The sequence below is a fragment of the Coleofasciculus sp. genome, assembly GCF_046539235.1.
Taxonomy (GTDB): domain Bacteria; phylum Cyanobacteriota; class Cyanobacteriia; order Cyanobacteriales; family Coleofasciculaceae; genus Coleofasciculus.
This window is the reverse complement of sequence record NZ_JBKHHI010000163.1, coordinates 1-13,404: the sequence shown is the minus strand read 5'-3', so window position 1 is coordinate 13,404 and position 13,404 is coordinate 1. Positions and strand designations below refer to the sequence as shown.

Sequence of the window (13,404 nt, the reverse complement as noted above, 5' to 3'; positions counted from 1 at the left end):
ATTGACGTGCGCCCAAAATAATGTAATATTTATTCCACTACTTGAGTTGGATCACGCCAGTTGACCCCAAATAACCTCATCGGATCTAGGGCTAAAGCCCTGACTACGAACATCGGTGCGATCGCATCGCCTAAACGATCGCTGATTCGGTTTATTCTGTTGGTTATTATTGGCTTGGCTTTGGCGTTAGGGCTGGCGAATTGTGATAGTCCCTCTCCCCAAACTAGCGAGAGTCCCGCGATTCCGGCTGATACTCTGGTTTATGGTTCCGGTGGACAACCGGTGAATCTGGAACCGGGAAATATTACTGACGGCAATTCTCTTGTCGTGCAGCATCAAATCTATAATACGCTGCTGAGTATTAAACCGGGAACCACGGAGTTAGAACCAGGGTTGGCGACGGAGTGGACGGTATCTGAGGATGGGAAAACCTGGACGTTTAAGCTACGCGATGATGTTCAATTTCATGATGGTAGTGATTTTAATGCCGAAGCGGTAAGGTTTAATGTAGAGCGCTGGTGGAATCCCGATAGTGAGTTTGGTTATCGGGATGCAGGGAAAAATTACGAGATTTGGGCGAATTTGTTTGGCGGGTATAAGGGAAGTCCGGACTCAATTTTGCAAGATATTGTTGTCGTGGATGATAATACCATTGAGTTTATCCTTCAGCAACCCTTTGCCGCATTTGGGGCGGCGATATCTTCGAGTTATTTTGGGATTGCCAGTCCCGATGCGATTAAACAAGCGGGGGCGGATTATGGCACGCCGGCATCCTTGGCAGTGGGTACGGGACCGTTTATATTTAAAGAATGGCGGACTGGCGATCGCATTGTTCTGGACAAGAATCCAAACTATTGGAAACCGCAGCTACCGAAGTCTGATCAGTTGGTGATTCGCTTCATTACTGATCCGTCAGCACGGTTAGCTCAATTACGGGCAGGTACGATTAATTTTACGGTAGATTTATCCCCCGATCAACTCCCAGAAATCGAAAATGATGCCAACCTAGACGCCGTGTTTCGTCCCTCATTTAACGTCGGCTATTTGGCACTAAATCCCAGCTATGAACCCCTTTCTCAGGTAGAAGTACGTCGTGCGATCGCGCAAGCTATTAACACCTCTGAAATCGTCCCCGCTTTCTGGGGAGAATTGGGTGAACATGATAACCATTTTACCCCACCGTCTCTGTCAGAGTATCAATCTGAGGAAGTTATCAATTATCCCTACAATCCTCAACAAGCCAAACAACTGATTGCTGATGCAGGGTATCCCAATGGCTTTGACCTTGATTTGTGGTACATGCCCGTCAGTCGTCCCTATTTTCCCACACCTAAACCCATCGCGGAAGCTATAGCCGCCGAATTAAGTGCAATTGGGATTAAGGTTAACTTACAAACCAAAGATTGGGCAGCCTATTTAGAGGATCGGCGAAAATCACCAGGATTTCAAGCCTTTATGTTGGGATGGACAGGGGATTATGGTGATCCGGATAACTTTTATTATGCCCATTTTGGGCCCGGCGCAACCGAGGATTTAGGCGGCTGGAAAAATGATCAAGTTCTCCAACTTTTAGAACAGGGAAGGGCGACAACTGATCAAGCCGAACGGACTCAAATTTATGCCCAAGTGGATGAAATTTTAGCCCAAGAAGCTGTCCGATTACCTATCGTTCACTCCCAACCCTTATTGGCAAAACGCACAACTGTTACCGGGTGGACACCTAGTCCCCTAGGTTCAGAACCATTTGAGACAATAAGCAAAGGTTTGTAGTTGTCCTGTCTTCGCCATTAAAAGTATAGCGTTGACTATAAACCCTTAATCTATTGTAGGTTGACTTGAACGAAAGGATGAAAAGATGATTTGAGGAAATTATTGGGTTCTCTGTGTCAATCTGTGTCCCTCACTATTCCGGCTTCTGTCTGCATCATCCCTTCTGTGTCATCTGTGTTTTTGTCAATACTTAGTCATGATTTTTATCAAAACTTTAAAAAAATACATGCATCCAAGCAGATATTGGCAGTGAGACAAAAATCGGAGATTATACAAAGTTCTACGAAAATTCAAGGGGTTTAGCTGGGTCAAGATTAGTTTTGCCCACAAAATGTCCACCATAGATAGTATACCTGAAAATCGCACACACCCTCTCACAATCGCCGTACCCCCTGAAACTTCGTAGCTTTTTCCCAAAAAGAGGTGAAAAACGAGCAATTATGACGTTTTGTTGAGACAAGACTCTGATTGGAAAATTTAAACTGTTCTGGGAGAAAGAATAGTTTAAATTTATCATTACTTGACAAATTGAGGCGAAACGACATTGAGTCAAGCTGAGAAAATGTCAGTAGTAAAGGAGAAAGAAAGAACCAAGTGGTATCTAGTGAATAGTAGTTATCAAAAGAAGTGCGATCGCGCAGGTATAATTGGCTCTGATTAGTTTAAAGTCCAACCTCCAAGAAGCACTCGAAAATCTAGAGCGGGTAACTGAAAATAATAGTATTCGCGTGGTGGCAGTCCCTGTGCAGGAATGGCAGTTTACAATGGAAGAACGGGTTACTATGGTGGAATACTTAATTAGAAGACAACAAGAGTTACTTGAACTCCTGTGAATCCTCTGAGTATAAGGCAAAAGCAATGGTTAGTCGATAAAGTATCGTCCAATACGTTCCCAATCCGATTGCTGATGAGCGGATCAATATTGGTGTGCTTGCCTTTGATGATAATCGGGTATGTGTTCGATTTCTAAGCAATTGGGAACGGGTAAAACGCTTTGGCATGGAAGATATTCATTTCCTCAAAGATTTCGCGAGTCCCATGGAGGATGCGGCTGCTGATGGATTATTGTTTCCGGGGGATTCGCCAAATGAGACTCCCAAGCAGGAACGTTTAATCAGAGTCGCTCAGAATTGGTTTAATAGCATTCAGTTAACTGAACCGCGTGGTTCTCTAGACGCTGTAGAAAGCCTTTTAGCTGATATTGCTGATACCTGTTTACTTGAGCCACCGGAGGAGCCAAAGCCGCGCGATCGCGCTTTTGCTGTTCAAATGACTAGGAGGAAAATTAAGAATGTTCTTGGAGATGCAGCCAAAGACTTAGTTAAAAAAAATTATCCCTTGTCGGGTTATCGTACCAAACATAAATTTGATGTTGTCGTTGCGAATGAACAACCTTATTTTGCCGCTCAAGGAATTTCATTTGAAGTTCAAGTCAAGGAAACGCTTCAAGATTCAATTTCCTGGAAAATTTCTGATGTAAAAAAACGTCACCCTGATTTTCCTTTGGCAATTGTGACACTACCTCCTAATCCCAATAATTCTGCCTATAAAAGGCTTGAGAAAAATTATAACGACATAAGATCAATGTATTCTGATTTAGGTGCAGATATTTTAACAGAAGATAACATGGGTCTTTGGGTAAAGAATCACCTTAAGCCTATAGACACTACAACGATGGAGACTATATGAGAAAATAAAAGGATGCTTCGTTTTTTTGGCTACGGAAGGAGGACAATTCAAAGCCTCTCTCCTTGCAGGAGAGAGGTTTGGAGAGAGGTTTTCTAGATTCCGTTGAACCGAACAGCTTACTCGATAATTGGATCTCATCGGTGCTGGGGAAGACTCGAAGGGAGGTAACGGGAAAAATTCCCATTGCGGAATTTATCAGTTAAGGTGGTAGAGGTGGAAAGCTGCGAGAAACTAGCTTGAGTTGTGCCAAGTTAAGAGATGCCATAATCCTGTTCCGGTGGCTTTGAGTGAGGACGAGATAGAATGACGGATAGAGCAGAATTACTCGAAATTATTGATAAAGCAGCCCGTGAAGGAGTAACCGAGCTGGATTTATCGGGTAAAGGTATCACAGAGATACCGGACTGTATCGGTCAATTAACTAACCTTCAAAAGCTGTATTTTGAGGAAAATCAAATAACAGAGATACCGGAATGTATCGGCAAATTAACTAACCTTCAAAAGCTGATTATAGGGAAAAATAAAATAACAGAAATTCCGGGATGCATTAGTCAATTAAATAACCTACGGTTTCTGGGTTTATGGGAAAATCAAATAACAGAGATACCGGAATTTATCGGTAAATTAACCAACCTGAAAAAGCTAAGCTTGTCAGCAAATCAAATAACAGAGATACCGGAATTTATTGGTTATTTAAATAACTTGCAATTGCTGGGTTTGTCGAGGAATCAAATAACCGAGATACCGGAATTTATCAGTCAATTGACTAACCTTCAAAATCTTTATTTACATGACAATAAGATAACAGAGATACCGGAATGTATTGGTCAATTAACTAACCTTCAAGAGCTGAATTTAGGGAGAAATCAAATAACAGAGATACCGGAATGTATTGGTCAATTAACTAACCTTCAAAAGCTATACTTAGGTGGAAATCAAATAACAGAGATACCGGAATGTATCGGTCAATTAACTAACCTTCAAAAGCTGAATTTAGACGATAATCCTCTTAACCCTGTCGTAAAAAGTGCCTATCAAAGCGGACTAGACGAACTAAAAGCCTATTTAAGAAGTATACAAGAACCTGATCAACGTGAAGAAATTTATGAAGCAAAATTAGTTTTAGTCGGTGAAGGCGGAGTAGGAAAAACCACCCTGCTGAAAGCACTAACCGGGAAAGACCCTCAAACCAATGAAGCAACCACTCATGGCGTTGATATTGCCATTCAAGCGCTCCATCTACCCCATCCCCAAAAAGAAAACGTTGAAATTAAACTGAATGCTTGGGACTTTGGCGGTCAGGAAGTCTATCGCGTCACTCATCAATTTTTCTTTAGTAAACGTTCCGTCTACTTACTCGTTTGGGAACCGCGTCGAGGTGTGCAGCAATGCCAAGTGGAAGACTGGCTAAAACTACTACAGATGCGAGTTGGCGATGAGGCGCGTGTAATTATTATTTCGACCTATTCCAAATCCGGTCAACATATTGCCCGCATCGATAAACCTGTCCTAAAACGTGATTTTGGTGACATGATTGTAGACTTCCATGAAGTCGATAGTTTAGTCGATGACCCCGCTACCGGGGAAAAGGTGGGTATTGCCCAACTCAAACAAATCATTGCTGAAACCGCTCAAAACTTTGACCAAATGGGAGTGGTACTCAATAAAGCATGGCGAGAGTCACGGGATGAACTATTGGCAATCAATAAACCTCGGATTTCCTACACAGAATTTACCACAGTCTGCTCAACTCATGGTCTAAATGATATCGCCACAAAAACCTTAGCTGACCTAATGCATGATTTAGGGTATATCGTTTACTACAGTGAGGATGAACGGTTACAGGATGATGTCGTATTACAGCCAGAATGGTTAACTAAAGCCATTGGTTTTGTGCTAGAAGACCGCACAACTCAAAACATGGATGGTATCTTATCGGATAACCGCTTACTAGAGGTATGGTGGGACAATCCAGCCGATGGTAAAACCCGCTATCCATCAGAATTGTATCCCTTCTTCCTGCGGCTGATGGAAAAATACGATGTCTCCTACCGTTTGGAAGATGGAACCGCCAGTTTAGTGGCGCAACACGTCCCCCAAATTCGTCCCAATCTCCCCTGGCTACCCGAAGAGGAACCCGCGAATAATCGGCGGCGAATTGCTACCGTTTGTGTGATGGAAGAATCACCACCGGGACTGATTCCCTGGATGATTGTTCGCACTCATGACTATATCTATCAGCGCCATGAAGCCGATGGGAAAAGCCATCGATTACACTGGCAAAAGGGGATGTTCCTGCGGAATAAAACCCATGGTGAGGCGATGCTGGAATTGCGCGATCGCGAACTTCATCTGTATACTGAGGCGGTGTGGCCCGAATACTTTACAAATATCCTTCAGCAAACCCTACAAAAGCTGATTTCTGATACGTGGCCCGGATTGGAGGGACGGTATTATTTTGCCGTTCCTTGTCCCACCAAGAATCAGGGTAAAGCCTGTATGGGACGGTTTGAAATTGGTGCATTACGCCAGTTTCTGGAGGAAGGGGATACTCACTATCCCTGTCAGTTTTGTCGCACCCGCCACAAAATTGTTGATTTACTCTTCGGTTTGGAAGAGGAAGATACTAGAGAACAATTGAGTCGCATTGAAGTTAAAGTTGAGCGCGGCTTTACCGAAATTCAGCAGAATCTCCAGGAATTTGAAAGCCGCATCGCCAACTATGTGATGGGGATTATGCAAGCAGTCGCCAGCGAATCCAAACGGGGACCGCGACTATTTACCCTGGAACCGAGGGAAGGAAACTGGCGACGGTTGACGAGTAAAAAGTATCGGCTGCATTTGTGGTGTGAGGAACCGAATTGTCAGCATCCTGTCCATGATATCGATAAGGGAGTTTATGAGTTTAAAGCGCCGCGTGAATGGGTGGAAAAAGTCGCCCCCTACGCTAATTTGATTGCGGGAGTGTTGAAAACCTTAACCCCAATTACTGCGCCTGCTGCGAATATGTTTTTTGGCGAAGACTTCATGAAAGTCAGTAATCTTCAATATCAATTGGAGATAATGAAGGAGTTAAGCAATACGATTCTCAGCGAGGATAAACTCCTAATTGATGGAACCGCCGGGATGGGAGATGGCTTACTCTCTCACGCAGAACGTTCGGGAATTTTGGCATTACATTCTTTCTTACACGAGGAAGACCCCCATCATCAACGGTTGGGACTTAAGCGACTTCCAACCTATACCGGGGACTATCTTTGGTTATGTGAAAAACACTATCAGAATCGTCAGTCGAAAATGCCGCAGTTCTAGCTTACTTGTCACGCCATCTAGAAAAATCGATATCAAACCCAATCCCAAGGGTAAGCTGTTCGGCATTTAAACCTTAATATCAATAATCATGAAATCCTTGTAGTGCGTTTAGCGAAGCCATGCCGCAGGCTTTGCATCTTGCTCGCTACTAATACCCAATTTAAAGGCATGACAGCTTACTAACTTTAGAGTTTGTAGTTGCGCTTTAGCGCTTATGGCACTAAAGCATTGGTGTCAACTTAAGGTCGAAAACCAATGCTGGCAAGGTTTTCAGCTATGTCTATTTACTGCTCAAAATTTCCCCCTCATCCCCTAACCCCTTCTCCCACCGTGGGGAGAAGGGGAACCAGATTCTCTTACTCCCCTCTCCCCGGCGTGGGAGAGGGGCTGGGGGTGAGCTCACAAGGGTAGGTTTTTTAAGGTTGGGGTTCAGGCAAGACAAGGAGGACAAGTAGACCATCACTTCGACTTCGCTCAGCGACCGTAGACAAGGAAGAGTTTTAACGAAAAATAGGGCGTTTCGGCTTTTAGAAGTTAGAAGTGTGTTTGACCGAACCGAATTCTGTACGGTTTTTCCCCCTTGTCTTCTTTCCTTCCTTGTCCCCAAGTCTAGTCTCCACCCTAAAATAAAAAACCTACACCTGTCAGCTGGGGGTGAGGGGTTGAGCTTAAGTTGACACGGATGGGCACTAAAGTGCCTACTACAAAACCCGCTTAAGTCATCGTAAAAACCATTATAGGATAAAGACTTGAGGTGAAAATTAAACCCGAAAATGGCTCACTATATCATCAAGCATCTACTCAACCTGTTACCTGTTCTCCTGGGTATTACCCTATTAGTCTTTCTCTTCCTTCACCTAATCCCCGGTGACCCAGCAACAGTTCTGCTAGGAGAACGCGCCACCCCTGAACAGGTAGAAGCCTTACGGGAACAACTCGGTTTAAATCAACCCCTACCCCTGCAATACCTCACCTTTCTCAATAATCTACTCCATCTCGACTTCGGCACAAGTATTATCAGCGGTATTCCGATTATCGATGAAATTAAAACCCGCTTTCCCGCCACATTTGAATTATCCTTAGCCGCCATGATAGTCGCCGTCATTCTGGGAATCCCGGCTGGCGTTTTAGCGGCAGTTTACAAGAATCGTCCCGCCGATAACGTAACCATGATTGGTTCATTACTGGGGGTTTCCATGCCCGTATATTGGTTGGGATTACTGTTAATTTACCTGTTTGCCATTACCTTGAACTGGTTTCCTCCTAGTGGACGGATTAGTATTGAAGCGGGATTAAATTTTCAACCGATTACCGGATTTTACCTCCTAGATGCTATTCTCCAATTTGATATCAACCTATTACAAGATGTTCTAGCTCACCTCATTTTACCCGCTTTAACCCTCGGCACAATTCCCTTAGCCATTTTAGCGCGGATTACTCGTTCTTCTCTGTTGGACGTTCTATCCCAGGACTATATTCGCACAGCGAGGGCAAAAGGCATTCCCGAACATTGGGTGATTATTCGCCATGGTCTAAAAAATGCCCTGTTGCCAGTGGTGACGATAATTGGGTTGCAGTTTGGTACGCTCTTAGGTGGTGCTATTCTAACTGAAACCATCTTCTCGTGGCCCGGAATTGGTTCCTGGATTTACGAAGGAATTTTGGCGCGAGACTATCCCATTGTTCAAGGCGGCGTTGTTGTTATCTCGATTATCTTTGTCCTAGTTAATCTTGTAGTTGATATTTCCTATGCGCTAGTTGATCCGCGAATTAAATATAAATAGCGAGGAACCCTAGGCGAAAGTCATCAGTTATCCTGACTTTTGATGGTATGTGACGCAAAGTGAGTGTGAATTCTGTAGGGGCGGGTTTCACCACTATCTTTTCGGTTGCAACCTGATGTAACTAAACCCGCCCAGACGCGCCATGGCAGACGCGCCATGGCAGACGCGCCATGGCGCGTCTCTACAATAGTTTTTAGACTTCCCGTGAAAAGTCAGATAAATTATCAGGCATCAGAGGAGATATTTTGTATCTATATGTTACCGTTTGTAGAAAAAAATCCCTATTCCTTGACAAAGGACAAATGACAAAGGACAAATGACAAAGAACAGACAAAGGACAAAAGAATGAAAGCCGTAGTCATGACTACTCCGGGTAAACCAGAAGTGCTGCAATTGCAGGATGTACCCGAACCAAAACTGCAAACCGATAGAGACATATTAGTACGACTCCACGCCGCCGGGGTTAACCCCATCGACACCAAACTACGAAACCGTGGCACATTCTATCCCGATGAAATGCCTGCGATTTTAGGCTGTGATGGGGCGGGTGTCGTGGAAGCCGTGGGGTCTGCTGTCAGCAGATTTCAGGTTGGCGATGAGGTGTATTTCTGTGCGGGCGGATTAGGAAAATCAGGTACAGGAAATTATGCCGAACTCACAGTTGTTGATGAACGCTGGGTCGCCCGAAAACCCAAATCCTTGTCATTTACAGAAGCCGCCGCCGCGCCGTTAGTGCTAATTACCGCCTGGGAAGCCTTATATGACCGAGGGCGCTTAGAAGCCGGACAAACGGCGCTGATTCATGGGGGTGCGGGTGGTGTGGGACATGTTGCCATTCAGCTTGCCAAAATTAAAGGGGCTGATATTTGTACAACGGTGAGTTCCCAAGAAAAAGCCCGATTAGTACGTCAATTAGGTGCAGACGAACCGATTCTTTACAAACAAACCGACTTTGCCCAAGCTGGATTAGATTGGACAGAGGGAAAGGGTGTAGATGTCGCCTTTGATACGGTTGGCGGTCAAACCTTTTATGACACCGTTCCCGCCGTAAAAGTCTACGGGGATTTGGTTACTATCCTCGAACCTGACTATAGTATCGGGAAATTGAAAACAGCGCGATCGCGAAATCTGCGAATTAGCTTAGAACTCATGCTAACACCGACACTCCAAGGATTAGTAGCAGCCCAGGAACACCAAACCGAGATTCTCGAACAATGCGCCCAATGGATAGATGAAGGCAAACTCAACATTCACCTCTCTCAAACCATTCCCCTCCCCGACGCCGTTAGCGCTCATCAAGCTATAGAATCAGGATCAACCACCGGAAAAATCGCCTTGCAGATTGCATAAACAGAAGTTCCATGGCACACCTACTTTGGTGAATGAGAACCGTAGGGGCGCACCGACGTGCGCCCGATTTACTGACGCCCCGTATCCCCCTAGTAGGGTGGGCATTACCCACCTGTGGATAAGTCATAAGCCTGTCCTCAAAAGTCTCGAAGGGTCAATTGTCTGGGCTTCCTGTAGCTAAACCCGTTCTTATTCGTAAGTCATAACTCATTACTAAAAATGGACACAGAAAATCAACTGCTTCAGCAATACAACCAAAATCAACGCAACTTTTCCGGCATAAACTTACAGGGTGCAACACTAATCGCTGAAAGACTCCAAGAGGCGAACTTCAGCCATGCTAACTTGAGCAACACAATTTTCTTTGGTTCAAACTTGAGTCAAACCCTATTCTTGAATACTAACCTTAGTGGCGCTATCTTAGTTGCCACCAATTTAACCGATGCCATCCTGATAGAAGCCAATTTAATCAACGCCAATCTCAGCGGAGCAAAACTCATCGGCGCTCAATTAATCGGCGCTCAATTAACTGGCATTACCATAGTCGGAGCAAATCTGAGCAATGCCAACTTGATTAACGCTGATTTGAGTCAGACCAATTTATATAAAGCAAACCTCAGTTGGAGTGAATTGAGTCTGACGAATTTAAGTGAGGCGAATTTAAGTGAAGCAGACTTAAGTCATGGGCGTTTAGTCGGCGCTAATTTGACTAATGCAGATCTCAGTCAGGCTAATTTGCAGGACGCTAATTTCACTGGTGCTAACCTGAGTGCAGCTAACCTCAATGATACTATATTAAACTTAAATTCACCAGAACTATTAACAGAAATTTTACGACAAGCGGCTGGGGACGACAAAGAAAAGCAAAACCTGGCTGAATTACTGCTCATGTATCGCCAAGGATGGGACTATTTAGCCACCCTCAATCATCCCTTAGCCGAATGGGGAATCGATACAATTAAAACCCTAGCCTCATCTGAGCAAAAATTTCCCGAATAGACCTGTTTGTAGTAGGCACTTTAGTGCCATAAAATGCTTGATTGTCAACCCCTAAATTCATGCCTATTGTATGATTTCTATACTATCGTATTCTCCTACATCTGGCGGGTTATCCGATACTACCGGATATACTATCATGTCCTTCTACCTTGCATCCTTACCAGACATTTCATACCAAATCCGGGTTAGCCACCCCCTTTATAATCTAGTCCGCGCAGGCAGACTTTGTTTGTGTAGCAGCGATTTCAATCGCCTCCTCTTGCATGGGGTTTCTCTGCCTCTTCAGATACCATCAAACCCAGCCACTAACTTCTACATCGGTCAAGATTCTCCCCAACTTAAGAGATTCACTTTTAGTCGCTTGTAAAATATGTTTCATCATCACAGGTTCTCCGGCATCAGCAGCTAAAAACGCCGCATTTAGGGCAATATTGCGGATATTTCCACCCGCCATATTCACCTTACCCAACTTTTTCATATCCAAGTTTTTCGTCGGCGTCTCTTCAGGAAAAATGTGCTGCCAAATCTCAGTTCTAGCCTCAGCATCAGGAAACGGAAATTTAACCGAAAAATTAATCCGACGCAGAAACGCTTGATCTAATGATTCCAACAGATTCGTCGTCAAAATTGCCAATCCTTGATAGGCTTCCATCCGTTGCAATAAATAACTCACTTCCACATTCGCATGGCGGTCATGGGAATCTTTAACTTGAGTTCGTTTGCCAAACAAAGCATCTGCTTCATCAAACAGTAAAATCACCCCACCCGTTTCCGCTGCATCAAAAATTCGCCGCAAATTCTTTTCCGTTTCGCCAATATATTTACTCACCACCGCACTCAAATCAATGCGATAAACATCAAGGCGTAATTCCTTTGCCAATACCTCCGCCGCCATCGTTTTCCCCGTACCACTCGGTCCAGAAAACAGGGCGCTAACCCCTAAACCACGACCCCCTTTTCCCGCAAATCCCCACTCTTGATAAACTTTCGCTCGTTGTCGAACATGAGCCGAAATTTCCTGTAATGTATTTTTTTCCCGTTCAGGTAAAATCAACTCATCCCAAGTCGCTACCGCATCAATCCGTTGTGCTAAATCATCTAATCGGGGACGCGCTTGAGTGCGACAGAAATCCCACAAGTGAGTTTGCAACGGAGAGAAAGGATTCTCTATTTTGGGTTTTGAGGTTTGGCTTTTAGATTTGCGAGTACGCCTTGAAGAGGAAGCAGGTTTCTCCGGTTCTTTCTCCTTAGTTGGCTCGGTTTTGACTGGGGGAAACTCCATCCCTTCCAGTGATAAACAAGCGGCTTGAATGGCTAGAGGATTGAGATTAAAATGAGATACTAGCGTATCGAGTTGTCCATTTAATTCTGACGCCGTTGAACCGAGATACGACTCCCAAATTAACTTTTGTTCCCTGTGACTTAGTTGACCCACATCCAACGTAATCATCGGGCGCTGGTTTTGTGGTTGTCGTTCTTGAGTGCTAAGAATTAAAGGCAGATTTAAATCTTCAACAAACTGAGAGATAGCCAACTCTCGCATCCCATCAGTTTGATTCAGTTCATCGCAGGTGAGTAAAAGGGCGCTGTTGGTTAATATGGCTTCCCGTAAACACCGCTGTTTTAATTGATAGAGTTCATGGGGATTAAGGGGAAGTTGGGACGCTGAAATGAAGTTCAGATGCAAACCCAAAGCACTACAGCCAGCAGCAGCAATGGTATGTTTAGCACCGAGTTCAGCACCACACAATTGAACGATAGGAAAGATAGATGTCGGTGTTTTCTGAGACCAAGTAGCGATGAGTTGCTCAGTGAGTTGTTGGTAGGACGGGGGAAGAGAAGATGGAGGTAAAGGGGGTATAGGTTTGAGGATACCAATCAAGTCATCATCCTGGCAATGTTCACCTAATAGATAACAGAAAATGCGCCGATTAATGCGTAGAGGAGAGTGAGAGAGCGTTTGACTATCACCACTTTCAATCAGTCCCCAGTATTCTAAGGGAGATTCAGAAGAGAAAACACGTAAATTAGCATCACTAAATGTAGCAAAAGCTAAATTCAGAGTCGGATGATTGTGGTCTAGATGACCATTAAATTTGGCACACAAGACTTTAAATTTTCTGTCTAATTCCATCCCGACGCACAACAATAGAATATATTGTTCAAAGGGAGAAAGCTTACAGATTGTGCAGAGCGTCTCTAAGGCTGAAGGCTTAGTTTGTAGGGGAGCAAAGGCGTCTGGCGCTAAGGTTGTTTCAAGTCTAAGTGGACTCGTCTGATTTTGGTCACAGTTAATGGTATCTTCCAATACCTGACGAACTTGATTAACGGCTGTCTGGAGATACTGAAAGTTGGCTTGATACCAGTTGGTCGATGCTGGAGTATCCATGATGTTATGGGGCTGTTTAAATATCTTAAAGTTTACAGTAAGGGTTTTATGGCTTCTATGTTAAGGCATATTGCAGGTCGAGTTAAATTCGGGAAAAACAGTTTATAATTT

9 protein-coding genes are annotated in these 13,404 nt (G+C 44.2%); 7 read left to right on the top strand and 2 right to left on the bottom strand.

What is annotated here, in order from left to right:
• Window positions 1–120: 120 nt before the first annotated feature.
• From ACLFWI_RS15730 to ACLFWI_RS15710, 5 genes are all read left to right on the top strand, one after another.
• A complete protein-coding gene (locus ACLFWI_RS15730) occupies window positions 121–1,770 on the top strand; it encodes an ABC transporter substrate-binding protein (RefSeq protein ID WP_446413703.1) in 1,650 nt (549 codons plus the stop codon).
• 647 nt (window positions 1,771–2,417) lie between these two features.
• The gene (locus ACLFWI_RS15725; protein WP_446413701.1) at window positions 2,418–2,603 is read left to right on the top strand and encodes a hypothetical protein; all 186 of its coding nucleotides are present in this window, start codon (window positions 2,418–2,420) and stop codon (window positions 2,601–2,603) included.
• 43 nt (window positions 2,604–2,646) lie between these two features.
• Entirely contained in the window at window positions 2,647–3,459 is an 813-nt protein-coding gene (locus tag ACLFWI_RS15720) for a DUF3037 domain-containing protein (protein WP_446413702.1), read from the top strand.
• 303 nt (window positions 3,460–3,762) lie between these two features.
• Window positions 3,763–6,771 (top strand): leucine-rich repeat domain-containing protein, encoded by a 3,009-nt coding sequence (locus tag ACLFWI_RS15715; protein WP_446413700.1) that lies wholly within the window; start codon window positions 3,763–3,765, stop codon window positions 6,769–6,771.
• 773 nt (window positions 6,772–7,544) lie between these two features.
• Window positions 7,545–8,555, top strand: a complete 1,011-nt coding sequence (locus ACLFWI_RS15710; RefSeq protein WP_446410762.1) for an ABC transporter permease — start codon at window positions 7,545–7,547, stop codon at window positions 8,553–8,555.
• A gap of 23 nt (window positions 8,556–8,578) precedes the next feature.
• Here ACLFWI_RS15710 and ACLFWI_RS15705 read toward each other — a convergent pair whose 3' ends face one another.
• Window positions 8,579–8,713, bottom strand: a complete 135-nt coding sequence (locus ACLFWI_RS15705) for a hypothetical protein (protein ID WP_446413699.1) — start codon at window positions 8,711–8,713, stop codon at window positions 8,579–8,581.
• A gap of 187 nt (window positions 8,714–8,900) precedes the next feature.
• On the opposite strand from ACLFWI_RS15705, the gene ACLFWI_RS15700 reads away from it, so the two are divergent.
• Entirely contained in the window at window positions 8,901–9,905 is a 1,005-nt protein-coding gene (locus ACLFWI_RS15700; RefSeq protein WP_446413698.1) for a zinc-dependent alcohol dehydrogenase family protein, read from the top strand.
• A 219-nt stretch (window positions 9,906–10,124) separates the two neighbouring features.
• On the top strand, window positions 10,125–10,904 hold the full coding sequence (locus tag ACLFWI_RS15695) for a pentapeptide repeat-containing protein (protein WP_446413697.1): 780 nt from the start codon (window positions 10,125–10,127) through the stop codon (window positions 10,902–10,904).
• Between the two features lie 292 nt (window positions 10,905–11,196).
• On the opposite strand, the gene ACLFWI_RS15690 is transcribed toward ACLFWI_RS15695, so the two are convergent.
• Window positions 11,197–13,293: an ATP-binding protein gene (locus ACLFWI_RS15690; protein WP_446413696.1), complete on the bottom strand. Its 2,097-nt coding sequence runs from the start codon at window positions 13,291–13,293 to the stop codon at window positions 11,197–11,199.
• Window positions 13,294–13,404 lie beyond the last annotated feature (111 nt).

Excerpts from the sequence above, each read along its gene's own strand:
- ACLFWI_RS15700 (WP_446413698.1), top strand. The coding sequence starts at position 8,901 with ATGAAAGCCGTAGTCATGACTACTCCGGGTAAACCAGAAGTGCTGCAA.
- ACLFWI_RS15695 (WP_446413697.1), top strand. The coding sequence starts at position 10,125 with ATGGACACAGAAAATCAACTGCTTCAGCAATACAACCAAAATCAACGC.
- ACLFWI_RS15690 (WP_446413696.1), bottom strand. The coding sequence starts at position 13,293 with ATGGATACTCCAGCATCGACCAACTGGTATCAAGCCAACTTTCAGTAT.
- ACLFWI_RS15710 (WP_446410762.1), top strand. The coding sequence starts at position 7,545 with ATGGCTCACTATATCATCAAGCATCTACTCAACCTGTTACCTGTTCTC.
- ACLFWI_RS15705 (WP_446413699.1), bottom strand. The coding sequence starts at position 8,713 with ATGGCGCGTCTGCCATGGCGCGTCTGGGCGGGTTTAGTTACATCAGGT.
- ACLFWI_RS15715 (WP_446413700.1), top strand. The coding sequence starts at position 3,763 with ATGACGGATAGAGCAGAATTACTCGAAATTATTGATAAAGCAGCCCGT.